Raw genomic sequence first — 25,376 nt, forward strand, 5'->3', positions numbered from 1 at the left:
CGCCCCGTGGACGTTCTCGAAAGATTTTACTTTCGCCCGTTCGTCGGCGTGTCGCGCTGCCGGCCGGGCGTGTCGACAGCGGCTCCGCGGGCCCCGGCGCCGGTCCGCGGGAGGCCCGTGGGGGCGCGCCGGGGGCGGGCGGAGCGGGCTTGCGGAGGGCTGTCCGCCGCTCGCCGTACCGGGACGCCCCGGGTGGGCGACGATCCGGCCGCCCGGGGTCCGAACGGACCTCATTGACACGATTTGTCAGCGGATGTGAACAGGGCTCGCCTAGCATGCATCCTCGTGAGTCAAGTCGACGCGCGCTGGGCGCAGCTCTTGGGGACGGTCGACCCGGTCGTTCTCGGCGCGCGCGTGCGCTCGGCGCGGGTGGCGCAGGGGCTCAACCAGGCCGACCTCGCCGGCGACGCCTACTCCGTCGGCTACGTCTCGCGCATCGAGTCGGGGGCCCGCCGCCCGACCGTCGCGGCGCTCACCGTCATCAGCGAGCGCCTCGGCACCTCGATCGGGGACCTCGTGGCCGGTGCCTCGGAGCAGCAGCTCGACGAGATCCGGCTGGGCTTCAGCTACGCCGAGCTCGCGCTCGAGAACGGCGAGGCGGTCGATGCCGAGCACCAGGCCCGCCAGACCCTGGCGCGCGCCGAGGGCGCTTCGGTCCCGGACCTCACGACCCGGGGGCGGTTCGTCGTCGCCCGGGCGCTGGAGGCGATGGGTCAGCTGGACGACGCGATCATGGAGCTCGAGTCGCTGTTCGCCGACGTCGACGGCCTCCCCGCCCTCCGGTGCGGCATCGCGTTGAGCCGGTGCTACCGCGAGGCGGGCGACCTCAACCTCGCGATCGAGGTCGGCGACCGGATCCGCCCCGTCATCGCCGACGGCGGACTGGAGCGCAGCGACGAGGCGGTGCAGCTGGCGATGACCGTCGCGCTCGCCTACATCGAGCGCGGCGACCTCCACCGCGCCGCCCGGATCTGCACCGAGACCATCGCGATGGCCGAGGAGGTGTCGTCGCCCGCCGCACGCAGCGCGGCCTACTGGAACGCGAGCATCGTCTACTCCGAGCGGGGCGAGACCCAGGCGGCGCTGGCCCTCGCGACCCGGGCCCTCGGCCTGCTCGGCGAGGGACAGGACGCCCGCAACCTCGCTCGGCTCCGGCTCGAGCTCGGACGCCTCCAACTCGCGCTCGATCCACCGGACGCCGCGCAGGCCCTCGTCCAGCTGGAGCGGGCGAACGAGGAGCTGCGCGGCACGAGTGCCTCGCGCGCCGAGATCGCGCAGGCACAGGTCGTGCTGGCGCACGCGCTGATCGTGGACGGGCGCCCCGAGCAGGCGCTCGACGTCGTCATAGCGGCTCGCGACGCGACGCCCGGGCAGGCCTCCCTCGGCGCGGCCGAGGCCGCGACAGCGCACGCAGAGGCGCTGGCGGAGCTCGGCCGCACCGACGAGGCCATCGACGTCTGCCGGGAGGCCACGGCGCTGCTGACCGCCCTGCCCGGCGCCGACCGCTGGGTGGCCCAGGCCTGGTGCGAGCTGGCGGAGCTGTTCGACGTCCTCGGCGAGACCGCCGCGGCGCACGCCGCCTTCAAGTCAGCGGCGAGCGCAAGCGGCCTTCGGCTGCGCGGCGGGGACCGGCGGACGAGCCGGGCCCGCCAGGACGTGTCCTAGCAGCAGCCGGACGGCCGGTCGGCCATCACGACCGATGCGCCCTGGGAGGGCGTGCCCAGGGCGACCGCCAGCGTGGCGGCGAGGGCGGCGGCGGTGGCGGCGACGATCTTGCGGGTCTTCAACATCGGGTTCTCCTTCGGGGGGGAGGTGCGACCGGGCGGGATGCCCGACCGCGGGATTTGCCATCGAGATTGTCATATCTTGGTCAACCACGGAATGCCGCGGGGGCAAACCGGTGCTAATGTCCTGTCTCGGACGCCGGCACGAGAAGAGCCACGGCAATCGGGAGCCGTGCTCGTGCCGGCGCGCTCGTGCCTCGGGTCGGTCCGGCGCCGGGCGACACGGTCGTCGTCGAGCCGCGACGGGCATCCCCGCGGAGCCTGCGGGGCCGGTCCGGCCGAGATGTGGAGACGCTCACGCAGCACTGGTGCGCTGTGGACGCCGCTCTGATCCGGCGGGGTGTGGAGAGTCGGAGTGCGTCTTGTGGGCGCCGTGATCTGCCGCTTAGGGTCGAGAGCGACCCGAGGGCCAGCGCCGGCCGGGTCCAACCGACAGCTCTCTCGGGCGGATCGCAGCAGTGTCTGGCGCGGGCTCTCTTCCCGGAACGCATGTGGGTGCGTTCCACGAGCTTCTCCTGGGGACCCGACATGACGTCACTGAGCGAGCATCCGTCTCGCGTCACCGAGCTGCGACCGGCCGGCCGGACCGCACCTCCCGATCGCGCGGATCGCCGCCGTGGCGAGGTGGTCACCGACACCGACCTGCTGCGCCGCTGCCGTCGCCGCGACGCGGAGGCGTGGAACCAGCTGGTCGGCCGGTACGAGCGGCTCGTCTACACCGTGGCCCTGCGCAACGGCCTCAGCGCGGAGGATGCCGCGGACGTCACCCAGGCCACCTTCGTCGCCCTGGTCGACGCGCTCGACCGGCTCCGCGACGACGAGAAGATCGCGTCCTGGCTGATGACCGTCGCCCGCCGTCAGGCCTGGCGCACGCGCAACCTGAGTCGGCGCACCACCACGCTCGAGGCCGCGCCCGAGGGCGCCACCGACCCGTTCGCGGACTGGGCGACGACCACCGCGCTCCATGACGCCCTCACCACGCTCGGCGGGACCTGCCGGGAGCTCCTGGTCGCCCTCTACTTCGAGCCGGACGCCCCGAGCTATGCGGAGATCGCCCAGCGCTTCGGCCGGTCCATCGGCGGCATCGGGCCGCTGCGCGGCCGGTGCCTCGACAAGCTGCGCGCGATCATGGGGGAGGAGGCATGATGACCGCCCGGCCGACCTTCACCGAGCTGCTCGACTGGATCGAGGGCCGCCTCACCGACGAGGCCGCCGCCGCGGTCGCGACGTACGTCGACTCCGGCGATCCAGCCACGTCGGCCAGCGTCGCGTGGATCCGCGACTTCCTCGCCGCCGCCGGCTCGATGCCGTTGAGTCAGCCGCCGCCGGACCTCAGCGCCCGGTTGCGAGGCGTCTTCGACGAGCTGCACCGTCCGATGCGGGCGGAGGGCTGGTCCGACGCGTGGCTGCTGCAGGACGCACGCTCGGGCCTCGCCGCCGCGGGTGTGCGGTCGAGCGCCGACGGCGGCGTCCACCTCGCCTTCGACAGCGAGCTCGGCCGGTTCGTCCTCGACGCGACCGGAGCGGGGGTCGGCGAGGTCGACGTCCAGGGTCTGGTCATGCTGGCGCCCGGCGCCGGCGGTGTGGACCTCGCCTTCCTCGCCCACGGCGATCTCCGCCGGGCGGTCCGGACCACTCCCGACGGCAGGTTCGACGCCCGAGGGGTCCCTCTCGACGTCGACGAGCTGTGGCTCACCTCCGGGGCGACCCGGGTGCGTGCGACCCTCGACCTGCGTCGCTGAGCGCCCGGACATGAGCATCGCGAGACACGCCGCGGCGGGCGCCGGGGCGGAGATCGACGAGCTGATCAGGGAGGCGCAGGGCTGGCTGAACCGGGACGTGGCGCGGTGCCGCGAGCTGATCGAGTGCGCCGAGGCCGGGCTCGACGGCCGGCGCGACGCCGCCCGGCTGGCGGGGATCGAGATGGTCCGCGGCGACCTCGCGGTGGCCAGCGGCGAGCTCGGCGCCGCGGCCGCCGCCTACCGCAGCGCGCGCCGCAACTGGCTCGCCGCCGACCACTCGCTCGAGGCGGTGCGCGCCGCAGCCGGCGCGACGGAGGTGCAGCTGCTGGTCGGCGATTTCGAGGCCGCCGAGACCGGTCTGCTCCGGCTGCAGGCAGAGCTGGGCCGCGTCCCGCACGAGGATGCTCGGGTCGCCGGTCTCGTCGCGCTGGTCCAGCGCCAGCTCGCTGACGCCCTGGCCGGGCGGGGCCAGGCGACCGCCGCCCTGCGGCAGTACGACGCGGCCGAGAACCTGTTCGGCGCGCTGGGCGACTCCGACAGCATCGCCCAGGTGCAGCTCAGCCGTGGCCGGGCGGCGCTGGACGCCGGACTGACCCACAACGCGTTGCTGGAGCTCAACCGGGCCCGGGTGTCCTACGAGGCCTCCGGCCAGACTCCCCGGGCCACGGCCGCGACGGCGCTCGTCGCCGAGGCGTTCTCCGCAACCGGACAGGTCGCGCGTGCGCTCGACGTGCTCGACTGCCTGGCCTCGGAGCTGCCCGGGACGCGGTGGCACGTGGCACTCCACGCCCTCGTCCGCTCCGACGCGCTGCTGCGGTCGGGGTTCGCGGCCGAGGCGCACGCGGAGGCCCGCGCCGCCGAGGAGGTGTTCATGCAGATCGGGGCGGTCGAGTGCTCCGCGCGCGCCGCGCTGGCCTGCGCCCGGGCCTCCCTGGCCTGGGGCCGGCACCGGGCGGCGGCCTCGGAGCTCGACGTCGCCGAGCGCCTGTTCGGCGACTGCGGCAGCCGGTTGATGCGGATGCACACCTGGCTCCTCCAGGCTGAGGCGGCCTGGGCGCTGGGCGACCTCGACTCCTGCCGCGCCACCTGTGACCGGGTGATCGCCGCCGAGGTCGAGGACACGCCGTCCCTCGTCATCGTCCGGGCCCGGCTGCTGGCGGCCCGGGTCGCGGAGCCGGAGGCCGCCGCCGCGTTGCTCGACGCCGCCGCCTCCCGTGCGGTCGGGCTCGGGACACCCGAGCTGCGGGCCGACGTCCTCCTCGCCCGGGCCCGCCACGAGCGGCGGACCGGCCAGGTCCCGCAGGCGGTCGCGTCCCTGCGCCGGGTGCTGCGTGTGGGCAGGGGGTGGGCGCAGCGCCTCGGCCACCGCACCAGCGTCGGGTGCCCCTCGCTCATCGAGGCGACCGACGAGCTGATCCTGCTGCTGCTCGAGCGCGGCGACCATGCCGGGCGGGTCGAGGCCCTGCGTCGCGCCCGGGCGGCCAAGGCGGCGGCGGTCGACCCGCCGCGCACCTCCGCGATCGCCGGCGCCCCGCCCTCCGGACGCCGCGGCCGGCTGGAGCGCCTGCTGGCGGACGCCATCGCACCTGCCCCCGTCGTGTCCGGTGACGCCGAGGAGGCGCTGCCGGCGCTCCCCGGCGGCTCCCTCGTCGAGTACTACGTCGCCGGCGACGACGTCGTCGTGTTCGTCCTCCGTGACGGTCACGTGGACGCGCGGGTGCTGCCACGGACCGCGGAGAGCAGCCGACGTCTCGTCAACGCGTGGCAGCAGGAGTGCACCCTGATGTCTCCCGGGGGCAGCGTGGATCCGGGGTTCACCTCCTCGGCCGCGTTGGACGGGCTCTTCGACCTGCTCCTCGCACCCGTCGTGGAGCTGTTGGCCGACCTCGACGACGAGCTCCCCGTGATCGGGCACCGGCACCTGCACGCCGTACCGTTCGACGCGCTGCTCGACGAGGTCGGACCGTGGTACGCGAGCCTCGCCCGTCCGCTCCTCCCGCCCGACCGGATGCCCACGGAGGCCCCCGAGCTGACCGCGCTCGTCCTGGCCGTGGCGGACGAGAACGCCCCCTCCATCGAGCGGGAGGCCGCGATGATCCTGCGCCACCTCCCCGAGGCGGAGGTCCTCGTCGCGGACGAGGCCACCCGGGGAGCACTCGTGGGTCGCTCGGCGGGCGTGGACGTCGTCCATCTCGCCTGCCACGGGGTGTTCCGTCAGGACGATCCGCTGTCCTCCGGCCTCCGGCTCTCGGACGGCTGGTTGCGGGCTCGTGACATCGCCGCCGGCCAGGTCACGCTCGACGACGCCGTCGTGGTGCTGAGTGCCTGCAGCTCGGGCCGCTCGTCCGACCACACCAGCGAGCCGGTCGGGCTGGTGTCGGCGTGCCTCGCCGCGGGCGCCCGCGGGGTCGTGGCGGCGCTGTGGGTCGTCGACGACGCGGTGACGCTGGAGCTGATGACGCACTTCTACCGTGCTCTCGCCACCGGCGCGGAGCCCGCCGCTGCCCTGCGCCGGGCCCGGCGCCAGGTCGCGCGCCGCTACCCCCATCCCTATTACTGGGGGGCGTTCCGATTCGTGGGACGGGCCGACCCCGCCCGGTAGCGACGGATCAATCCCGGTCCCGACAGCACCAGTCATCCAGGCGCCGCACGGGCGCTCCGATCCGGTGTCGAGGGGCGTGCACCGCACGCGAGGGAGTGGTTCGAACGTGGTTCAGCCGATGGACGGGCGAGGGGCCCGCGAGGGGGCAGGGGACGGGGAGCGGGGCGGTTGGCCGCCGACCTTCCCCCACCGGGAGATCGACGCGCTGATCGACCGGATCGAGAGTGGGGGAGCCGGCGATCGCGCCGAGGTCCAGCGCCTGCTCGCTCTGGTGTCCGGGGAGGCGCAGCGGCTGCGCAGCACGGTGGTGCGGCTCGTGACGTCGCGGCTGTCCGAGGCCGACCGTGAGGCGCAGCGGATCGTCGCCGCGGCGATCCACGAGGGCGAGCAGTTGATGGCGGCCGCCCGGGAGTCGGTCCGGGTCCAGGACCGGGCCGCGGAGCCGGCCCGCCGGGAACCGATTCGCGTCGTACCGGATCAATCGCCCGGCGCGGCGCACTAGTTGCACATGTTCAGTCGATCCCGGTCCGCAGCAGAGGGTGAGCCGCAGGCGGACGTGTCTCCCGAGTCCACAGGTGACGAGGCCGCACGTGCCTTCGACCAGGTGCTGTCCGACCTGCAGCCACCCGGCTCGCCCGCCGCCGAGCCGGACGTGGCGGCGATGGCCGCCGACGCCGAGGAGCACGCCGCGACCCTGCGCGCCACCCGCGGTGCCCACCGCGAGGCCCAGGCCATGCTCACCCTGGCCAGCCAGGCCCGCGAGGAGGCGAGCGAGGAGGCCGAGCGGGTCGTGCTCGAGGCCCGTGACGCCGCCGAGCGGACGCGCCAGGAGATCGCCGGCTGGGCCGCCGCCCAGCGGGCGAAGGTCGACGCCCTGGCGGCCGACCTCGCCGCGTCCGCGCGGCGCGACGCCGACACCATCCGGGCCGAGGCGCTGCGGACCTCGATGGCCGAGGCCGAGGAGACCTCCCGCTGCTATGTCGCGGACGCGGCGGCGGGTGCGCAGCGCGACGCCGAGGCGATCAGGGCCGAGGCCCGCCTCGTCCTCGAGCGGGCGACCGAACTCGGGGAAGAGGTGGGCGAGGCGATCGCGGACCTGACCGCCGCGGGGGCGGCCGTCCGGTCCCGGCTCCAGCAGGCCGGGGCGGCGATGGAGCGGCTGCTCTCCGAGAACCCCGCGCCGGAGGAGGACCTGGGGGACCCGGATCCGGACGACCCGGAGGATCCCGCGGCCCAGGACGCGGGATCCGCGCCGGACCGGCCGCACGACGCCGTAGGCGCGCAGGACGCGGAGGTCACGGGCGACGGGCCGGACGACGCCGACGACCGCGGCGACCCCGGCCACCCCGGCGACCCCGGCCACCCCGGCGACCCCGGCGACGGGGACGACGCCGACGACCCGGCCGGGGCAGGACTCTCCCGCGACCCGGACGAGCCGGAGCGACCGCAGGACCGGCAGCTCGGCTCCATGTTCCGGCGCCAGGGTCACCATGGTCGCGGCAGCGATCAGTGACGTCCGGCCGTCGCGGGCTGCCCCCGAGCGCGCCCGGGCGGGCCGAGGCACCGGCCGGACCGCCGACGACGGACTCCTGGCCGCCGCGACCGAGCTGCACCGATCGCTCGCGGGCGCCCGGCTGCCGCTGAACCTCGCGGGCGCCGAGGCCGTGCGCGACGAGCGCCGCCGCACGATCGACCAGTTCGCCGACCAGGTGCTTCCCCGGCTGGCGGAGCGCACGGCTCCGGTCCTCGTCGTCGTCGGCGGTCCCACGGGCGCCGGCAAGTCGACGCTCGTCAACAGCCTGGCCGGTCGTGCGGTGACCACACCGGGGCTGCTGCGCCCGACCACGCGTTCCCCGGTGCTGGTGCACCACCCCGGCGACCGGTCGTGGTTCCGGGACGACCGGATCCTCCCGGGCCTGCGGCGGGTCACCGGGGCGACCGGCGACCACGCCAGCGTCCAGCTGGTCGCCGCGCCGAGCGTGCCCCGTGGGATCGCGATCCTCGACGCGCCCGACTTCGACTCGGTCGACGACGACAACCGCGCGCTGGCGCGCCAGCTCATCGCCGCCGCGGACCTCCTGCTGTTCGTGACCTCCGCGGCGCGCTACTCCGACCGGCTGCCCTGGCAGCACCTCGATCTCGCGGTGGAGCGCGACACGTCCGTCGCCGTCGTGCTGAACCGGATCCCGGCCGCCGACCGCGCCACCGTCGTCCCCGACCTGCGCCGGATGGCCGGCGCCAGGAACGTGCCGGACGACCACATCTTCCTCGTCGAGCAGGCGGAGCTCGACGACCCCGCGCTGCTGCCCGCGGCGCTGGTGCGCCCGCTGCGGACCTGGGTCGACACGCTCGCCGCCGACAGCTCCGCGCGGACCACGGTTGCCGAGCAGACCGTCACCGGTGCGGTCCGTCGTGCCGTCACCGTCGCCACCGCGGTCGCGGAGGCGGCGGCGCGGCAGGTCGACGCGATCGGCGAGCTGCTGAGCGTGGCCGACCGGGTCTACGCCGCCGAGCTGGCCGCGCTGGAGGACGCCCTGCCGAAGCTCCTCGCGGTGCTCGACGCCAGGGTCACCGCGCACCGCGCCGCCCCCGGAGGCGCTCCGGGCGACGGCATCGACCGAGCGGAGGTCGCCGTCGACCTCGCCCTGGAGGGGCTTCTCGTCGACCACGCCTGGCGGGCGGCCGAGCGCGCGAGCGCCGAGCTGCGCGCCACGAGCCACGGCAGCGCGCTGCTCGACTGGAGCACCGAGGACCTCAGCCGGCCCGGCAAGGGACTCGGCCTCCGCGCCCGCCGGGCGATCCGCGGCGCCCGCCGCGCCGCGACCCCGGTCGCCGGTGCCGCGAGCCCGCTCGGCGAGGTGCTCGCCGCGCTGCTCACCGAGGACCGCGACCGCTACCTGCGCCCGGTCCTGGACCGCACCCTCGCCCCCGACGCGCCGCAGCGGCTGCGCGCCGCCGCCGACCACGCCGCCCGGGCCCTGGCCCGGCACCAGACGAGAGGCCCGATCCGATGAACCTCCAGGCACGGCTCGACGGACTCCGGAGCGCCGCGGACGCCGCGGAGGGCCGCCTCGACCAGGCGCTTCTCGACGAGGTGCGCGCCGGGGTCGACCGGTCGACCGGTCGGCTGCGGCTCTCCGAGCGGCACACCGTCGTGGCGATCGCCGGGGCCACCGGCTCCGGCAAGTCGACGCTCTTCAACGCCCTCGCCGGCGCCGAGCTCTCGCGGTCCGGTGCCCGCCGCCCGACGACCTCGACCGCCCAGGCGCTGGTCTGGGGCGACGGCGACGCGGACGAGCTGCTCACCTGGCTCGGCGTCCGCCCCGCCGACCGCCACCGGCGCGACGCGCTGCCCACCGCGACGCCGCCCGGCCGGCTCCCCGAGGGGCTGGTCCTCGTCGACCTACCCGACCACGACTCGATCGAGGCCGCCCACCACGCCGAGGCGCGGCGGGTCGTGGAGCTCGCGGACGTGCTGGTCTGGGTCGTCGATCCCCAGAAGTACGCCGACGCGGCGATCCACCGCGAGTTCCTCCGGCCGCTGGCCGGTCACCGGGCGGTGACGATGGTGGTCCTCAACCACATCGACACCGTGCCCGAGGAGCGGCGGCGGAGCATGGTCGCCGACCTCAGGAAGCTGCTCGTCGCCGACGGCATCCGCGACCCGCGGATCCTGGCGACCAGCGCCCGGCACGATGTCGGCATCGACGACCTGCGCCGCGCGATCACCCGCCGTGTGCAGGAGAAGCAGAACACCGTGCTGCGCATCGACGCCGACATCCGCGCGGCCGTGACCCGGCTGGCGGACGCGGCCGGGCGCGCGCCGTACCCGGTGCCCGACGTGTGGGTCGCTGACCTGGAGCGCCGGCTGGCCGATGCCGCCGGGCAGCCTCCGATCCGCCGCGGGCCGGTCGACCGGCCCGCGGTCGACAACGCCGTCCGCGGTCTCGTCGACCGGCTGTGCGGCGACCTCGCGCCCGGCTGGGGCCGGGCGGTCCGGGCGGCGGTCACGCAGCGACTCGGCGACACCGACGACCGCCTCGACGCCGAGCTCGCCGCCCTCCCGGTCCCGGCCCTCCGGCCGGCGCGGGCAGGAGCGCGCGCCGGCGTCGCGGCGGCCGTGCTCCTGGCGCTCGCAGCCGTCGCGTCCGGTGTCACCGGCGTGCTCCCGCCCGTGGTCGCGTTCGCCGCCGCCGGTCTCCTCGGCGTCGTCGCGATCGTGGCCGGCCTGCTGGACCGGGGTGCCTCCCGTCGCGCCGCGGCGCATGCGCACCAGGTCGACGCCGGCTGCCGTGAGGTGGTCGCCCGGGTCGTGCGCGAGCACGTGCTCGCCCCGGCGCGACGCGAGCTGACGTCGTACGCCCGCTTCGAGCGCGGTCTGCGCTCGGCCCGCGGCCAGGTCTGATCCCATCGCGGACTTTCGGCAGGGGGTGGATCAAACCGCCTGCTCGCCGCACCAGTGAGATGTGAACACCACCCGTGACGGACGGAGCACGCGATGAGCGTCGCGCGCGTCCCCCTCGACCTGCCGGGAGCGCCCGTCCCGGGCCCTGTCGAGACGCCGGCCGAGGCCGGCGCCGAGGCCCGCACCGGGGCCCGCCTCGTCGAGACCGTGGGCCACGGCCGGGCCCGGCGGCTCCTCGAGCTGGTCGTCGCGGCCGGGCTCCTCGTGGCGCTCGCGCCGCTGCTCGTCGTCGTGGCGCTCCTGGTCAAGGGCACCAGCCGGGGCCCGGTGCTCTACCGACAGCGCCGGGTGGGTGTCGGCGGCCGACCGTTCGAGATCGTCAAGTTCCGCACGATGCGTCGCGACGCCGAGCACCAGGCCACCGCGCTCTTCGCGCAGCGCAACGACGGCTCCGGTCCGCTCACCAAGATCCACGCCGATCCGCGCGTCACCCGGGTGGGTCGGGTGCTCCGCCGCTACTCGCTCGACGAGCTGCCGCAGCTGTGGAACGTGCTCAACGGCACCATGGCCCTGGTCGGCCCCCGGCCGACGACGCCCACCGAGGTCGCGCGGTTCGCCGCCGGCGACCACCGCCGGCACGCGGTCCGTCCCGGCATCACGGGCATCAGCCAGGTGAGCGGCCGCAGCGACCTCGACTGGGAGGACGCGGTCGCGCTCGACCTCCAGTACGTCGCCGCCCGCTCGCTGCGCCTGGACCTCGTGATCCTCCTCCGTACCCTCCCCGCGGTCCTGCGCGGCCGCGGCGCCTACTGACGACGGGAGCCCGACGATGCGCATCCTCCATCTCATCGAGTCGCTCGGCGGCGGGGTGCTGACCTCCGTGCTCGCCATGGTCGAGGCGACGCCCGAGCTGGAGCACCATGTCGCGGTCTGGCCGCGGCGCTCCCATGCCGACACCGGCGACCGGCTGGACGCCTTCGACGGCGTGCACGAGCTCCGCAGCCGGCTGCCCCGGGCACTCCGGTCCGCGGACGACCTGATCCGCGACCTGGGGCCGCACCAGGTCCACGCGCACTCGTCGTACGCCGGCCTGCTGGCCCGGGTGCTCCGCCCCACGGTGGACGTGGCCTACAGCCCGCACTGCTTCGCGTTCGAGCGCCAGGACGTGGGCCCGGCCGCCCGGGCCGGCGTCCGGCGGATCGAGCGGGCCCTGGCCGCGCGCACCGCCGCCCTGGTGGCCTGCTCGCCTCGCGAGGCGGCGCTCGCCCGCGGCCTCGGGCACCGCCGGGTCGTCACCGTCCCCAACCGGCCGCTCGACGTCCCGGACCTGCGGGCCCGGTTCGCCTCGGAGCTCCGCGTCGTGACGGTCGGGCGGATCGGACCGCAGAAGGACTGGTCCTACCTGCTGCGCACCAAGGGCTATCTCGAGGACGTGCTCGGCGCTCACGTCGACTGGGAGTGGCTCGGCGGGGGCGACCCGGGCGCCGAGCAGGCGCTGCGCGCCCACGGCGTCTCCGTCGCGGGCTGGCTCCCGCGCGCCGAGGTCCTGGTGCGCCTGAGCCGGGCCCACGTCTATGTGCACACGGCCGCCTGGGAGGGAGCTCCGATCAGCATCCTCGAGGCCGCGTCGCTCGGCCTGCCCCTCGCGGTCCGCGGCATTCCCGGCCTCCTCAGCCTCGAGGTCCCCGGCGTCGCGCGGACCGCGGCCGACCTCGCGTACCGGATCGTCCGGCTCCGCGACCCGGGCCTGTGGTCCGCGGAGCAGCAGCGCTCGCTGCACTTCGCCGCCGGCCACACCCGTCGTCTCCAGCACGAGCGCCTGACCGCCGCCTACGGGCTCGCCGCCCCGGACCTCGTCCTCAGATAGGAACCCCATGTCCACCAACCTCGCTGTCCCCGCGGAGTACGTCGACCGCCCGGAGCCGTCCGCGGTCCGGGGGAGTGCCCGCGCCCTCGGCGCCCTGTTGTGGCGCCGCCGCTGGATCGTCGCCCTGGTCGTGATCCTGGTGGCCAACGGCGTCGCCGCGGGCCTGGTCCTCGCCGATCGCGAGTACACCGCGTCCGCCCGGATCGCCGTGACCCCGCGTGCGGACCTGCCCCCGTCGACGGTCGACTACATCGACCTGCTCGGCACGGTCGCCGACGTCGGGCGGTCGTGGCCGTTGCTCGAGGAGGTCGCGGACCAGGTGCCGGGCAGGTCGGCCGACCAGCTGCGCGACGACGTCGAGGGCACGGTCGTCGAGGGCACGGTGATCGTGCAGATCTCGGTGACCGACACCGACGCCGAGCGGGCGGCCCGCACGGCGAACCTGATCGTCGAGCGGCTGCCGGCCAACGACCCGGCGGGTGACTCCTTCGCCTACCACGTCACGGAGGAGGCGGTCGTCCCGGACGAGCCGAGCTCGCCGAACATCCCGGTGGCGGCGCTGGCCGGCCTGGTGCTCGCGTTCCTCCTGGCGATCGTGGCCGCCATCGTCGTCGACCGGCTGTTCCGCACGGTGAGCGACGCCGAGGAGATGGGCGAGCTCGCCGGGACCCCGGTCCTGGGCGTGATCCCCAAGCCCGCCGATCCCCGGCAGGCGGCGGCCGTCGACTACTGGGCGCCGGAGTTCCAGTCGATCCGCGCGCTGCGCATCGCCGTCGAGTTCGCGAGCGCCGAGGACCCGAGCCGGCTGCTCGTCGTGACGTCCGCCGGCGCCTCCGACCCGTGGGCGGGGTGGATCGAGGTCAACCTCGCCGTCGCCCTGGCCGAGGTGGGCCATCGGGTCCTCGTGGTGGACACCAGCGGCGACCCCGAGGTGCACCCCGCGCTCCAGGCGCCGGGCGGCGAGCCCGGACTCTACGACGTGCTCGCGGGTGAGGTCGACCTGGTGGACGCCGTGCGCGAGGGGCCGACGGAGAACGTCGACCTCCTGGCCGTCGGCCAGGCGCACCTGGCGCCGCCCAGCCTGTTGGAGATGAGGTTCGACGGCCTGCTGGACAGCACCGAGGACAGCTACGACGTCGTCATCGTCCACGCGGCTCCCGTCGCCTCCTCCGAGGACGCCCGGATCATGGCGATCCACGGTGCGCTCCTGCTGACCGTGCCGTCGGGCTCCGTCCACCCCCGGACGGTGCAGCGGGCGGCCGAGCACCTGCGCGAGATCCAGCTGCGGATCCTCGGCAGCATCCTCGTCGGCGTCCGCGCGCCGCGCCGGCGCCGGGTCGGCGAGGCCTGATGCGCAGGCTGCGGGTCGCCGTCGTCCAGCAGGGCGGTGTCCTCGGTGGCGCCGAGCGCTGGCAGCTGCAGCTCGCGGACGCCACCGACCGGCTCAGCGTCACGACCTTCGGCCTGGGAGCGGGTGCGACGACCGCCGCCTGGGCCCGACGCGGCTGGCCGGTCGCCACTGTGCCGGACGGCAGGTCCTTCCCCCGGCTCGCGACCGCCGCCTGGCGACTGCGCCGCGCGCTGGCACGGGACCGGCCCGACGTCGTGCTGGCGCACGGCGTCAAGGCGGGCCTGGTCGCGGCCGCGGCGGCCCACCCGACGGGGATCCCCGTCGTGTGGGTGCGCCACGACGCGTCGTACGCCGGGGCGCTGGTCGGGCTGCTCGACCGGCTCACCCAGGGGCAGGTCGCGACCAGCTCCTGGCTGCTCGAGGGCAGGTCACCGCGTGCCGGCGTGGTGGTCAATCCGCCCCGGATGCCCGAGCCGGTGCCGGCCGCGGAGGCGCGAGCGCTCCTCGGCATCGACCCCGCTCCGGGCGAGCTCGTGCTCGGCATGGCCGCCCGGGTCGTGCGGCACAAGGGGATCGAGGACGCGGTCCGCGCGCTGGCGCTGCCCGGCGCCGCGGCGTGGGAGCTGGTGGTCGCCGGGGTCACCGACCCGGCGGAGCCGGACGAGCAGGACCGGCTGGTGAAGCTCGCCGCCGACCTCGGCGTCGCCGAGCGGGTCCGCTTCCTCGGCGAGGTGCCCGACGTCGCGCGGGTCGTGACCGCGTTCGACGCCCTGGCGGTGCTCACCAAGCCCACGGCGGCCGAGCCCTGGCTGCGGGAGGCCTTCGGGATGTCCGCGCTGGAGGCCCTGACCGGTGGGGTGCCGGTCGTCGCCGTGCCGCCGGTCGACGACATCGCTGTCGAGGGCGGCCTGCCCGTGCGCGCCGGCCGGCCCGACGAGGTCGCCGCCGCCCTCGCGACCCTCGCCGACGCCGGCACCCGCCGACGGATCGGCGACGCCGCCCGCCGGCGGGCCCGGGACTTCCCCGACGCCGTCGCGGCCGGCGGGCGGCTGGCCGACTTCCTGGCCCTGCTGACGCACCGACCGGGTGTGGGGCACCAGACCGTGACCCCGTCGCTGAGCGTGGTGACCACCGTCCTCGACGACGAGCAGGGACTCACCGAGCTGCTGACCGCCCTCGTGCCCCAGCTGGGCCCGGACGACGAGCTGGTCGTCGTCGACGGCGGCTCGACCGACGGCACCGCGGACGTGGCGCGCCGGGCCGCGGAGGCGGACCCCCGCGTCCGCCTGGTCGTCGAGCCCGGCGCCGGCATCTCCCGGGGCCGCAACGTCGGTGTCGGCCTCGCCCGCCACGACGCCGTGGCCTGCACCGACGCCGGCTGCGTGCCGACCCCCGGCTGGCTGGCCGCGCTGCGCGGGGCCTTCGACCGGCACCCCGACGTCGACCTGTTCACCGGCACCTACCGGGTGCTCGCCGACCGGCCGTGGGAGCTGGCCCTGGCGGCCGTCGGCTATCCCTCGATCGACGAGCTCGCCCGCCCCCGGCCGGGCGTCCGGGCCTACGGTCGCCTGTTCGGCCGCAGCTTCGACCCGTCGATGCCGACCGGCCGGTCGGTGGCCTTCACCCGCCGGGCCTGGGCGGCCGCGGGCGGCTTCCCCGAGCACCTCGCCACCGGCGAGGACGTCCTCTTCGGTCGCAGCGTCGTCGCGGCCGGCCACCGGGCGCGGATGGTCCGCGACGCCGAGGTCGCCTGGGCCCAGCGCCCGACGCTCCTCGCGAACCTGCGCATGCTGCGCCGCTACGGCGAGGGCAGCGGTCACTCGCTGGACCGGCGACTCCTCGGCCGCGACCTGGCCCGCGCGGCGTCGTACGTCGTGGGGGTGGTGGTCCTCGCCCGCGGCGGCCGGCCCGCGCGGACGGTGGTCGCGGGCGGTGCGGCCGCCTACCTGTCGCTGCCCGTGGCCCGGGCGGCCCGCGGCCCCCGGCCCCTCATCACGACCGCGCTGGTGCCGCCCGTCACGGCCGCCCGCGACCTGGCGAAGGCCGGGGGCGCGCTGTCCGCCGTCGCCGCCGGGCTGCGGAGGAGGCGATGATCGCCGGGCACCCCCGGGCGCTCCGCGCCGGCGTGGTGGCCGTCATCGTGCTGCTGCCGTTCGGGGACGTCGCCGTGCCGGTGCTGGGGATGCGGTTGATCCACGCCGCGATGCTGGTGCCCGCGGCCCTGGCCCTCCATCAGGTGATCGTGCGCGGCGCCCGGGTCCCGGCCTCGGTCGTCCTCGTCGGATGCGGTCTCGGCCTGGTCTCCGGTGTCGTGTCCGGGGCCGACGGCGTGGACCCGGCCCGCTCGGTCCCGCTGGTCGTCGGGTCGGTGATCACCACCTGCTACGCACTGGCCGTCGTGCTCGCCCACCGGCCCGGTGAGGACCTCGCGGTCCTCGACCTGCTGGTGCTCGTGGGCGGCCTGATCGCGGCGTCGGCCCTCGTCTCGGTCGGCCGGCTCCAGGCGGCTGAGGCGGGCAATGTCGTCAACGGCCGCCTGACGGGTCCCTTCGCCCAGCCCAACGAGCTGGGGATCTTCTGCGCCGCACTGCTGCCCATCGCGCTCGCGTGCGTCGTGACGAGCGCGTCCCGGCGGCGCGCCGCGCTCCTCTCCGCGGCCACCGCGAGCCTGGCGGTGGCGTGTGTCCTCAGCATGTCGCGCGGTGCCTGGATCGGTGCCCTGGCGTCCTTCGTCTGCCTGGCGGTCTGCGAGCCGGCCCTGCGCCGCGCGCTGCTGGCGATCGGGCTGGCGGCCGCCGGGATCTGTGGCGCCGCGCTGGTCGCGCCCGCCGGCGTACCTCTCCTGGGGGTGGTCGGGGCGCGGATCCGCACCCTCGGCGACCCCACCCAGAACCAGTACGACGACCGTCCGCTGGTCTGGGCGGAGGCGTGGCGTCAGATCGCCGAGCATCCCTGGCTGGGTGTCGGTCCGGGCGGCTTCCGGTCCGCGGCGACCGAGTCGGTGAGCGCCGTCGCGGCGGAGCCTCCCGAGCATCCGCACAACCTGCTGCTCACCGTGCTGGCCGATCGGGGGGTCGTCGGCGCCGCGCTGGGGCTGGTGATCGTGGCCGGCTGCGTCCTCGCCGTCCGTCGCCACGTCCTGTCACCGCGGCAGGGCGACGTCGCCCGGGTGCTGGGGATCCGCAGCATCGCGGTCGTCGCCGGACTCGCCGCCGTGGCGGTCCACGGCGGCTTCGACATGCCGCTGCGCAACCCGATCGTGTCCGGCCTGGTCTGGACGCTCCTCGGGCTGGCCGCCGTGGCGGAGACCGTCCCGCTCACGCGGTACGCCGCCGAGCACCACACAACGACGAATCGGAGGAAGTGGGTCCCCGTGACATGTTGACCACGACACAAGAGGTGCAACGCCTCCGCGACCGGTGGCGGACGATCGGTCTGCTCGTCGGCGGGCTGGCCCTGGTGGTCACCCTCGGCGCGCAGCTGATCCTGCTGGTCCCGACGACCTACACCGCCACCAGTGCGGTGGCCCTGCGGCCGCTGACCGCCGAGCAGTCGGCCGACAGCATCGAGATGCAGGCGCACGAGTTCGGCGTGACCCTCGGCGCGAAGGAGTCGGCCGCCGACGTCCTGGCCTCGGTCGCGCCCGCCCGGCCGCCGCAGGTCGACGTCACCGCCACCCGGGACCCGGGCACGGCGACGATCAGGATCGCGGTGTCCTCCACGAACCGCGACGTGGCGGTGGACGTCGCCAACGGCCTCGCCGAGCGGGCCGAGGAGCTCGGTGGCACCGACCAGATGGCCCAGGTCGTCGTGGCCGTCCGCGCCGGCCCGGCCGGCGTGACGTCCGGCCCGCCGCGCCGTCTCTACTTCGCGGCGCTGGTGGCCCTCGCGGGCCTGCTGCTGGCCGCCGGCCTCTACCGGATCCGGGAGCGGACGCCGTGAGCCGCCGCGCGCCCCTGGTCCTGATGTACCACGGCGTCGACCGCGTGCCCGCGGAGCGTGACCCGCACGCGATGTTCGTGACGCCGGCGTCCTTCCGGGCCCAGATCGAGCACCTTCTCGAGGAGGGCTTCGTCCCGCTCTCGGAGCAGGCGTTCGTCGAGGGACGACGGTCGGGCACCCTGCCGTCACGGTCGGTGCTGATCACCTTCGACGACGGGTACGTCGGCGTGGGCGAGCACGCGCTGCCCGTCCTGGAGTCGTTCGGGGTGCCGAGCGTGCTGTACGTGCCCGCCGCCCTGGTGGGCGGCCGCTCGGACTGGCTCGAACCGCGCCACCGTCATCCCCTGATGACCGGTGAGGAGCTGCGGACCGCCGATCGGCGAGGTATGGCCATCGGCGCCCACGGGACCGACCACCAGGACCTCACCCGGGTCTCCGGTGCCGAGCTGCGACGCCAGACCACGGGCGCCCGCAGGGCGCTCGGGGAGCTCCTCGGCCGGCCGGTGACCTCCTTCGCCTTCCCCTTCGGCAGCCATGACGCCCGGGTGCGCGCCGCGGTCCGCGCCGCCGGCTACGAGACGGCCTTCGCGGTCCACGAGGCGGCCGGCGGGTTCGCCGTCGGCCGGGTGGATGTCAACGCGGTCGACACGATGCGGACCTTCCGGGTCAAGCTCCATCGGCTGTATCCCCACGCGCGGCGGGTGTCCGGCCGGGTGCCGGCCGTACGCCGGGTCGTCCACGACCTGCTCGGCCGGGCCCCGCGCGACCGGAGTGTCGAGCTCCCCGACCGGGCCGGCGCGCGATGACCGGGCTGGTGCGCCGCTCGACGGCCGTGATCGCCATCCTGGTCGTGGCCGGGATCGTCGGCGTCCTGGTCGTCGGCTCCACGGCGCCCTCGCCGATCGGCGCCCAGCCGGACCCCGCAGCGCCGTCCGGGGACGCCGCCGCGGATCCCGCGCCGTCTCCGAAGCCCGGTGCCGACGTCGACCTGGGCTTCCAGCTGTCCGCCCACCACAGTGACCGGGCCGGCCGGGCGATCGCCGTGATGGACCGCCTGCAGCGCGCCGGTGCGCGCTGGGTCCGCGTCGACGTGGGCTGGCAGACCCTCCAGCCGACGGGCCCGGGTCCCTTCGACCAGTGGTACGTCGACCTGCTGGACGACGTCTTCGCGGGCGCCCGCGAGCGCGGCCTGAAGGTCATCGTCTCCCTGTGGCTCTCCCCGTCCTGGGCTACGACCGGCGGCAGCCCCTACGCGCCGCCGGACGACGTCGGCGACTACGCCGACGCCATCGCGGCCGCGGCCCGGCGCTGGGGCGCCGACGTGGCCGCCTGGGAGGTCTGGAACGAGCCGAACTTCCCGGTGTTCTTCGAGGGCGCCGATCCCGCGACCTACACCCGCCTGCTGTGTGCGGCGTACCCCGCGGTCAAGCGGTACGACGACTCGCCGGTCGTGTTCGGCGGACTGATGTACAACGACGACGGCTGGCTGCGGCAGGCCTACGAGGCGGGGGCGCGGGACTGCTTCGACGTCCTCGCGACCCATCCCTACGTGGGCCCGAGCGATGCGCCGCCGGACACCCCGGCGGTCGGGGCGGTCTGGCGGCTCACCCACACCCCGGCCGTGCGCGCCGTGATGGAGGAGTGGGGCGACGCCGACAAGCAGATGTGGATCACCGAGCTCGGCTGGTCCTCGGGCCCCGACAGCGCCGGCAACCCCTGGGACCGAGCGGTCACGCCCCGCCAGCAGGCGGCCTATCTGGGGGCCGCGGTCCGCCTGGTCCGCACCCGCTACCCCTACGTCGGGCCGATCATCTGGTACCGCGACGTCGACGGACCGACCGACATCTACCAGGACGGGTTCGGCCTGCTGCGTCCCGACCTCCGTCCCAAGCCGGCGCTGCGTGCGCTGCGGGACGCCGCCCGCCGCCACTGACGGCGGATCAATCCCGGAACCGATCGGCACTGGAGTGACATGACGGTGATCGTCTCGCGCGCGGCCCCCTCGACGGGGCCGTCGCCGGCGCGCGCCCGCGTCATCGGGGGAGCGGCGCAGGCGCGGCTCCCGTCGCTCCCGCCCGGCGCGGGGTGGCTGGCGCTCGGCGCCGTCGCGTCGAAGGCGTCGCAGACCCTGGTGCTGCTGCTCGTCGCCGTCGTGCTCGACCCGGCGGCTCTGGGCGTCGTCGCGCTCGGCGCGGCCCTCCTCAACGTCACCACGGTGCTGGCCGACCTCGGCACCGCGACCGCTCTCGTGCACTTCCGTGGCGACGCCGAGCGGGCGGCGCGGTCCGCGCTCACCCTCGCGCTGGTCACCTCACTGGCCCTGGTCGCCGTGGTCTGGGGCGCCGCGCCGTGGCTGGCGGGACTGCTCCGGGTCGGCTCCACGGGAGCCGACGTGTTCCGCGGCGTCGTGCTGTGCGTGCCGCTCGCCGCGGCGGCCGGGATCAGCGCCGAGCTGCTGCGCCGGCGCCTCGACTTCCGCCGGCGGATCCTGCCCGACGTCGTGGGCAGCGCCGTCGGGGCCGCCGTGACGGGCCTCGCGCTGGCGTCGGGAGCCGGCGCGTTCGCGCTGGTCCCGGGACAGCTCGCCCAGGCCGTGGTCGCCCTCGTCCTGCTGTGGATCCTGCGCCCGCCGGTGCGACCGGGCTGGTCCGCCCGCGATGCCGCGACGCTGCTGTCGTACGGCGGCGGTCTCGCCGGCGGCGCCCTCCTCTCGCTCGTGATGCTCAACCTCGACTACGCCCTGGTCGCGCACCGCCTCGGTACCGATGACCTCGGCGCCTACTCCATGGCGTTCCGGGTCGCGTTCATGCCCTACCTCCTCGTCGCGGTCGTCATCGGTGGCGCCGTGTTCCCCCGGCTGTGCCGGCTGCGCGGCGCGGCGGTGGGCGAGTCCGCGATCGCGGCGACGGTGGTCGTCCAGCGCCTCCTGGTGCCGGTGTACGCGGCGATGGCGCTGCTCGCGCCCCTCCTGCGGCTGCTCGGCGACGAGTGGTCGATCGCGGTGCCGGCCCTGCGCTGGCTCGCGGCCTACGGCCTGGCCCTGAGCCTCCTGGAGCCGCTGCTCGTCGCGCTCCGGTCGGTGGGCCGGACCGCCGACACGCTCGGGCTCGCCGCCCTGCACGTCGGCCTGCTGGCCCTGCTCCTCGTCCGGTACGTCGACCACGGGATCACCACGGTCGCCGTGACGCAGCTGGCGGCCGCCGTCGTCACCCTGGTCGCGGCCGCGGTGCTGGTGACGGTCAGGGTGCCGGGCTGGCGCTGGTCGCTGCTCGTCCGCCGATCGCTGCGCGCCGGCCGGTCGGTGCCGACCCGGGCCGCGTTCGGCCCGGCCGTGCTGCTCGTGTCGGTGCCACTGGTCGTGCTCGCGCTCGGCGCCGGGCTCGCCGCCGCCCGCACGCCGTACCCGGTGCTCGCCGTGGTGGCCGGCCTGGCGGTCCTCGCCGTCGCCGTCCTGCGCGTCGAGTGGACGGCGATCGCGCTCGTCGCCGCCGCGCCGTTCGCGCACCTCCTCCAGGAGCAGGTCCACCCGGCGGCCTTCAAGGCCGTGGGGGCGCTGCTGTTCGTGTCGTGGGTGGTGCGGGTGCTGCACGACCCACGACCGCAGGGACTGCGGCATCCGGGCCTGGTCGCGCTGGGGGCGTTGATCGTGGTCCTGACGGCCTCGTTCGTGGCCAACGGCGCGGACGTCGCCTCCGGTGGCGACCACGTCGTGAGCTACGCCGCCCACGCGCTGGTCGTGGTGGTCCTCGTCGACCTCCTGCGCCGCGCGCGTCACGGGCCGACCGCCTTCGCTCGCCGGCTCGCGACCGCCTACGTCCTCTCCTGCACCACCGCGGCCGTGGTCGGCCTGGTCGCGTTCCTGGTCCACGGCGGCCGCGCGGCGGGGCCCCTGGCGGACCCGAACGACCTGGCCTTCTTCCTGATCACGGCGCTGCCCTTCGCCGTCCTCGCCGGCCACCGCTCCACAGCCGCTGCCTGGGGGAGTGGCTGTGGAGCGGTCCTCGTCGTCGCGACCCTCGCCACCTTCTCCCGCGGTGCGCTGGTCGGCCTGCTGGCGATGGTCGTCGTCGCGGTCCTGCTCCGTGCGGTCCGTCCGGCGGCGGTCCTCGGTGTCGCGGTCGTCGCGGTCCTCGGTGCGGGCGTGGTGGGCGTGACCCACGGCGACGTGGTCTCCCGGGCCCTGGCCGAGAAGGAGCACGTCGCCGCCGGCAACGTCGACCGGCGACTCACGGCCGCGTCGGTCGCCGTCGACATGACCGCCGCCGACCCCGTCCTCGGCCAGGGACCGGGAGGTTTCGCCGCGGAGCGGACCCGCTTCGCCCCGGCGGGCGGGAGCGCCGTCCGGGAGGACGTCGCCCACCAGATGTACCTCGACGTCAGCGCCGAGCTCGGCCTGGCCGGTCTGGCCGCCTTCGTCGCCGTGCTGGCGCTCGCCGCCCGCGGTGCCCTGCGGGCCCGCCGAGCCGCCCGGACGCGGGAGGAGCGCCGGACGGCCGACGCCGTGCTGGTGGCCTTGGCCGGAGCGGCGGCGGCGGCCTGTTTCCTCAGCGAGCAGTACTTCCTGCCGATCTGGCTGCTCGCCGCGCTCGGTCTGGGGCTCGAGCCGACGCGCGCCCGCACGCCGCTCCCCGGAGGTGAGGGGCGATGACCCTGCGCGTGCTCCAGCTGGTGACCCAGGCCCGCGGCGGTCCGGTCGACCACGCCGTCGACATCGCGCTCGAGCTCGCCGCGCTCGGCCACGACAGCCGGCTGGCCGGACCGCCGGGACCCCACCTCGCCCGGGCCGCGGCCGGGGGAGTGCGCACGCATCCACTCGTCGTCCGCAGCGGTGCCGACCTCCGCGGCCTACGGGCGGCGGCCGCGCTGCTCGGCCGGGTGCGACCCGACCTGCTGCACCTGCAGGACCGCCGGGCGGGCCTCGTCGGCCGGACGCTCGCGCCGTGGCGCGGCATCCCCGCGGTCTACACCCTGCACGGCGTGCCGGACCGGCTCGCCGGGCTGGTGCCGGGCAACCTGCCGATGGCCGCGGCCCGGCACCGGGACCGGGTCGCGTACCTGGCGGGTGAGCGGCTGTTGGCCGCCACCCCGCGCTCGGTGGTCGTCACGCCGTGCGAGGCGCTGGCGGAGTACGCACGGCGTCAGGTCGGGCTGTCCGCGACCCGGGTCCACACCGTCCCCAACGGCGTCGGCCGCGCCTGGCTGGACGCACCCCCGCCGGCCGCGCGGCGCACCGGCGTCACCGCGGCCTGGCTCGGCGTGATGCAGCCGGTCAAGCGGGTGCCCGACCTGGTCCGCGCCGTCGCCCGCGTGCCGGACCTCTCCCTCCACCTGATCGGCGACGGGCCCGAGCGCACGCGGGTCGAGGCGGCGGTCGCCCGCACCGGCAGCACCGGCCGGGTGCGCCTTCTCGGGTTCCGGCCGGACCCCGCGCCGCACCTTCGCTCCGCCGACCTGCTCGTCCTGCCGTCCGCCGCCGAGGCCTGCCCGATGGCCGTGCTCCAGGCGATGGCCTCGGGACTCCCGGTGGTGGCCACCCGCGTCGGCGGGATCCCCGAGATCGTCCGCGACGGCGTCGACGGTCTGCTCGTCGACGCCGGGGCCGACGACCAGCTCGTCGCCGCGTTGCGGACGCTGAGCGCCGACGCCGGGCTGCGCGCCCGGATGGGCGCGGCGGCCCGTCGGCGGGTGAGGGAGCGGTTCACCGCCGAGCGCTGCGCCCGCGAGCTGCTCGCCGTCTACGAGACGGTCTACGAGACCGTCGACGACACCGCCGACGTGGAGGTCCGATGAGACTCCTGACCGTCATCGCCGAGCTCGGCATCGGAGGTGCCGAGACGATCGCCGTCGCTCTCGCCGCCGCCGCGGCCGCCGGCGGCCACGAGGTCCGGGTGGCGAGCGGCCCCGGTCACCGGATCGCCGCGTTGGAGGACGCCGGCGTGCACCACGTGCCGGTGCCGCTCGTCGGCCGGGGGCCGACGGGTCTGGTCCGTGCCGCGCGCCGGCTGCGCTCGCTGCCGCCGCCCGACCTGGTCCACGCCCACAACCCCAAGGCATCCCTCGTGGCCGGGCTCGCGCTCGGTGGCCGCGCGCCGGTGCTCACCACGCTGCACGGCGTGGCCGGTCACGACAGCCGCCGCGCGGCGCGGATCCTGCGCCGGGTGAGCGACCGCGTCGCCGTGGTCTCGCCCCACCTGGCCGAGGCGCTCGAGGCCGAGGGGTACCCGCGCAACCGGATCGACGTCGTGCCCACCGCGCTCGAGCCGCTGCCGTCGTACCCGCGCGAGCGTGCGCGCGCCGAGCTGGGCCTGCCGCCCGACGTGCCCGTCGCGCTGTGCCTGGCCCGGATGGTCCCGCAGAAGCGCCACGACCTGCTGCTCGAGGCCTGGCCAGCCGTCGCCGACCGCGCCGTCCTGCTCCTCGCCGGAGCGGGCCCGCTGCACGGACGGGTGCTCGCGGACATCGACCGCCACGGGATCGGCGCCGGCGTCCGTCCGCTCGGCGAGCGGACCGACGTCCCGCGCCTGCTCGCGGCCAGTGACTTCCTGGTGCTACCGACCGACTGGGAGGGGCTGCCGGTCGCGGTGCTCGAGGCGCTCGCGGCAGGCGTCCCCGTGCTCGCCTCGCGGGTACGCGGGCTCGTCGAGCACTTCGACGGCGCGGTCCGGTTCGTGGAGCCCGGGTCGGCCGCCGCGCTCGCGGCGGGCCTGGTCGACCTGGTCGACCGGGAGCACCTCCGCGCGGATCTGGCGCACCGTGGCCGGGCGTTGGCGACCGGCCGGTTCTCGGTCGCCCGCATGGTCGCGCAGTACGACGACATCTACCTGCGTCTCACCGGTCGGCCCGTCGGCCCCGGCACGCGGACAGGAGTGACCCGATGAAGCACCCCCCGCTGCGGAGAGGCAGACGACACAGCTGGCCGCTCCACGCCGGCGTGCTGCTCGTGCTGGCGGGCCTGGTCGCCGGCGGCCTGCTGCTGACCGGGACGATCGGTGGTCCCGACGACCGCCGGGAGCGTCGACCGTTCCCGATGGGCCGGGGCGGCCCGGCCGCGACCCCGCCGGCCCCGGCCGGGGACGGCGACGTCCTCGCCGTACGGTCCTGGGGGCGCGCGGCGGGCCAGCTGGCCGTCGTGGTGGGCAACGAGTCGACGGAGCCGATCGCGAGCGCCCGGGTCCGGGTGACCGCCCGGGACGCAGCCGGCGCCGTGGTCGTCGCCACGAGTGGCACCGACGCCGACGTGTGCTGCACCGTCGTCGGACTGCCACCCGGCGCGGAGTTCGGCCTGTTCGTCCCGCTCGACGCCGGCGTCGGCGAGATCGGAGCCGTCGACGTCGAGACGCTCAGCGCCGAGACGGGCTCGTCGGCCGCCGACGCGACGGTGCGCGTGGGAGCCACCGATCTGCGCCGCTCCGCCGACGACACGGTCGTCGCCGTCCGGTTGAAGGCCCGTGGCCGGCTCTCGGGCTTCGTCGCTGTCCAGGCACTGCTCGTCGACGAGGACGGCGCGGTGGCCCAGGTGATCTCGGGCCGCTTCTACTGCTTCCGGCCCGGTGCCGCCCGCACGGTCCGCCTCCACCTCTTCCATGCGGTCCCGCCGGGCCTCCGTCTCGACCGGGTGGTCGCCTACCCGATCCCGGACGGCGTGCGACCCCATGTCCCGGGGCGGTGTCGATGAGCCGCCCG

Annotated in this window: 21 protein-coding genes; 20 read left to right on the top strand and 1 reads right to left on the bottom strand. The window is 76.1% G+C overall.

All coding sequences use genetic code 11. The features are described from left to right. Window positions 1-285 precede the first annotated feature (285 nt). Complete coding sequence (locus RB608_RS18685) at window positions 286-1,665, top strand: helix-turn-helix transcriptional regulator (RefSeq protein WP_308089554.1); 1,380 nt, start codon at window positions 286-288, stop codon at window positions 1,663-1,665. Here RB608_RS18685 and RB608_RS18690 read toward each other — a convergent pair. Then, window positions 1,662-1,790, bottom strand: a complete 129-nt coding sequence (locus RB608_RS18690; protein WP_308089555.1) for a hypothetical protein — start codon at window positions 1,788-1,790, stop codon at window positions 1,662-1,664. The two genes, RB608_RS18685 and RB608_RS18690, sit on opposite strands and share 4 nt — an antisense overlap. Before the next feature lie 522 nt (window positions 1,791-2,312). Here RB608_RS18690 and RB608_RS18695 point away from each other — a divergent pair. From RB608_RS18695 to RB608_RS18785, 19 genes are all read left to right on the top strand, one after another. Next, on the top strand, window positions 2,313-2,930 hold the full coding sequence (locus RB608_RS18695) for a sigma-70 family RNA polymerase sigma factor (protein ID WP_308089556.1): 618 nt from the start codon (window positions 2,313-2,315) through the stop codon (window positions 2,928-2,930). Then, the gene (locus RB608_RS18700; protein ID WP_308089557.1) at window positions 2,930-3,526 is read left to right on the top strand and encodes a hypothetical protein; all 597 of its coding nucleotides are present in this window, start codon (window positions 2,930-2,932) and stop codon (window positions 3,524-3,526) included. The genes RB608_RS18695 and RB608_RS18700 overlap by 1 nt, the downstream gene beginning before the upstream one ends. 10 nt (window positions 3,527-3,536) lie before the next feature. Beyond that, complete coding sequence (locus RB608_RS18705) at window positions 3,537-6,128, top strand: CHAT domain-containing protein (RefSeq protein ID WP_308089558.1); 2,592 nt, start codon at window positions 3,537-3,539, stop codon at window positions 6,126-6,128. Window positions 6,129-6,246: 118 nt separating this feature from the next. Then, the gene (locus RB608_RS18710; RefSeq protein WP_308089559.1) at window positions 6,247-6,630 is read left to right on the top strand and encodes a hypothetical protein; all 384 of its coding nucleotides are present in this window, start codon (window positions 6,247-6,249) and stop codon (window positions 6,628-6,630) included. A gap of 54 nt (window positions 6,631-6,684) precedes the next feature. Continuing rightward, on the top strand, window positions 6,685-7,641 hold the full coding sequence (locus tag RB608_RS18715) for a hypothetical protein (protein ID WP_308089560.1): 957 nt from the start codon (window positions 6,685-6,687) through the stop codon (window positions 7,639-7,641). Next, entirely contained in the window at window positions 7,619-9,142 is a 1,524-nt protein-coding gene (locus RB608_RS18720) for a GTPase (protein WP_308089561.1), read from the top strand. Before RB608_RS18715 ends, RB608_RS18720 begins: the two co-directional genes overlap by 23 nt. Continuing rightward, the gene (locus RB608_RS18725; protein WP_308089562.1) at window positions 9,139-10,533 is read left to right on the top strand and encodes a GTPase; all 1,395 of its coding nucleotides are present in this window, start codon (window positions 9,139-9,141) and stop codon (window positions 10,531-10,533) included. The genes RB608_RS18720 and RB608_RS18725 overlap by 4 nt, the downstream gene beginning before the upstream one ends. Before the next feature lie 93 nt (window positions 10,534-10,626). After that, the gene (locus RB608_RS18730; protein ID WP_308089563.1) at window positions 10,627-11,346 is read left to right on the top strand and encodes a sugar transferase; all 720 of its coding nucleotides are present in this window, start codon (window positions 10,627-10,629) and stop codon (window positions 11,344-11,346) included. A gap of 16 nt (window positions 11,347-11,362) precedes the next feature. Then, window positions 11,363-12,400 carry a glycosyltransferase family 4 protein gene (locus tag RB608_RS18735; protein ID WP_308089564.1) on the top strand — a complete coding sequence of 346 codons (1,038 nt, stop codon included), beginning with the start codon at window positions 11,363-11,365 and terminating at the stop codon, window positions 12,398-12,400. A 7-nt stretch (window positions 12,401-12,407) separates the two neighbouring features. Continuing rightward, window positions 12,408-13,751: an AAA family ATPase gene (locus RB608_RS18740; protein WP_308089565.1), complete on the top strand. Its 1,344-nt coding sequence runs from the start codon at window positions 12,408-12,410 to the stop codon at window positions 13,749-13,751. Continuing rightward, the gene (locus RB608_RS18745) at window positions 13,751-15,844 is read left to right on the top strand and encodes a glycosyltransferase (protein WP_308089566.1); all 2,094 of its coding nucleotides are present in this window, start codon (window positions 13,751-13,753) and stop codon (window positions 15,842-15,844) included. Before RB608_RS18740 ends, RB608_RS18745 begins: the two co-directional genes overlap by 1 nt. Then, entirely contained in the window at window positions 15,841-17,136 is a 1,296-nt protein-coding gene (locus RB608_RS18750) for an O-antigen ligase family protein (RefSeq protein WP_308089567.1), read from the top strand. The genes RB608_RS18745 and RB608_RS18750 overlap by 4 nt, the downstream gene beginning before the upstream one ends. A gap of 14 nt (window positions 17,137-17,150) precedes the next feature. Then, a complete protein-coding gene (locus tag RB608_RS18755) occupies window positions 17,151-17,693 on the top strand; it encodes a hypothetical protein (RefSeq protein WP_308089568.1) in 543 nt (180 codons plus the stop codon). Then, window positions 17,690-18,499 carry a polysaccharide deacetylase family protein gene (locus RB608_RS18760; RefSeq protein WP_308089569.1) on the top strand — a complete coding sequence of 270 codons (810 nt, stop codon included), beginning with the start codon at window positions 17,690-17,692 and terminating at the stop codon, window positions 18,497-18,499. The genes RB608_RS18755 and RB608_RS18760 overlap by 4 nt, the downstream gene beginning before the upstream one ends. A gap of 8 nt (window positions 18,500-18,507) precedes the next feature. Then, window positions 18,508-19,626, top strand: coding sequence for a cellulase family glycosylhydrolase (locus tag RB608_RS18765; protein WP_308089570.1), 1,119 nt, complete (start codon window positions 18,508-18,510; stop codon window positions 19,624-19,626). 39 nt (window positions 19,627-19,665) lie between these two features. Continuing rightward, window positions 19,666-22,341 carry an oligosaccharide flippase family protein gene (locus RB608_RS18770; protein WP_308089571.1) on the top strand — a complete coding sequence of 892 codons (2,676 nt, stop codon included), beginning with the start codon at window positions 19,666-19,668 and terminating at the stop codon, window positions 22,339-22,341. Then, window positions 22,338-23,483, top strand: coding sequence for a glycosyltransferase family 4 protein (locus RB608_RS18775; RefSeq protein WP_308089572.1), 1,146 nt, complete (start codon window positions 22,338-22,340; stop codon window positions 23,481-23,483). The genes RB608_RS18770 and RB608_RS18775 overlap by 4 nt, the downstream gene beginning before the upstream one ends. Beyond that, window positions 23,480-24,571: a glycosyltransferase gene (locus RB608_RS18780; RefSeq protein ID WP_308089573.1), complete on the top strand. Its 1,092-nt coding sequence runs from the start codon at window positions 23,480-23,482 to the stop codon at window positions 24,569-24,571. The genes RB608_RS18775 and RB608_RS18780 overlap by 4 nt, the downstream gene beginning before the upstream one ends. Next, a complete protein-coding gene (locus RB608_RS18785; RefSeq protein ID WP_308089574.1) occupies window positions 24,568-25,368 on the top strand; it encodes a hypothetical protein in 801 nt (266 codons plus the stop codon). Before RB608_RS18780 ends, RB608_RS18785 begins: the two co-directional genes overlap by 4 nt. The last annotated feature ends 8 nt before the right edge of the window (window positions 25,369-25,376 follow it).

Origin of the sequence: Nocardioides sp. LHD-245, assembly GCF_030929495.1 — a bacterium.
Lineage (GTDB): Bacteria > Actinomycetota > Actinomycetes > Propionibacteriales > Nocardioidaceae > Nocardioides.

Coding starts and splice junctions, on each gene's coding strand:
- RB608_RS18690 (WP_308089555.1), bottom strand. CDS start 1,790: ATGTTGAAGACCCGCAAGATCGTCGCCGCCACCGCCGCCGCCCTCGCC.
- RB608_RS18695 (WP_308089556.1), top strand. CDS start 2,313: ATGACGTCACTGAGCGAGCATCCGTCTCGCGTCACCGAGCTGCGACCG.
- RB608_RS18700 (WP_308089557.1), top strand. CDS start 2,930: ATGACCGCCCGGCCGACCTTCACCGAGCTGCTCGACTGGATCGAGGGC.
- RB608_RS18705 (WP_308089558.1), top strand. CDS start 3,537: ATGAGCATCGCGAGACACGCCGCGGCGGGCGCCGGGGCGGAGATCGAC.
- RB608_RS18710 (WP_308089559.1), top strand. CDS start 6,247: ATGGACGGGCGAGGGGCCCGCGAGGGGGCAGGGGACGGGGAGCGGGGC.
- RB608_RS18720 (WP_308089561.1), top strand. CDS start 7,619: ATGGTCGCGGCAGCGATCAGTGACGTCCGGCCGTCGCGGGCTGCCCCC.
- RB608_RS18725 (WP_308089562.1), top strand. CDS start 9,139: ATGAACCTCCAGGCACGGCTCGACGGACTCCGGAGCGCCGCGGACGCC.
- RB608_RS18730 (WP_308089563.1), top strand. CDS start 10,627: ATGAGCGTCGCGCGCGTCCCCCTCGACCTGCCGGGAGCGCCCGTCCCG.
- RB608_RS18735 (WP_308089564.1), top strand. CDS start 11,363: ATGCGCATCCTCCATCTCATCGAGTCGCTCGGCGGCGGGGTGCTGACC.
- RB608_RS18740 (WP_308089565.1), top strand. CDS start 12,408: ATGTCCACCAACCTCGCTGTCCCCGCGGAGTACGTCGACCGCCCGGAG.
- RB608_RS18745 (WP_308089566.1), top strand. CDS start 13,751: ATGCGCAGGCTGCGGGTCGCCGTCGTCCAGCAGGGCGGTGTCCTCGGT.
- RB608_RS18750 (WP_308089567.1), top strand. CDS start 15,841: ATGATCGCCGGGCACCCCCGGGCGCTCCGCGCCGGCGTGGTGGCCGTC.
- RB608_RS18770 (WP_308089571.1), top strand. CDS start 19,666: ATGACGGTGATCGTCTCGCGCGCGGCCCCCTCGACGGGGCCGTCGCCG.
- RB608_RS18775 (WP_308089572.1), top strand. CDS start 22,338: ATGACCCTGCGCGTGCTCCAGCTGGTGACCCAGGCCCGCGGCGGTCCG.
- RB608_RS18780 (WP_308089573.1), top strand. CDS start 23,480: ATGAGACTCCTGACCGTCATCGCCGAGCTCGGCATCGGAGGTGCCGAG.
- RB608_RS18785 (WP_308089574.1), top strand. CDS start 24,568: ATGAAGCACCCCCCGCTGCGGAGAGGCAGACGACACAGCTGGCCGCTC.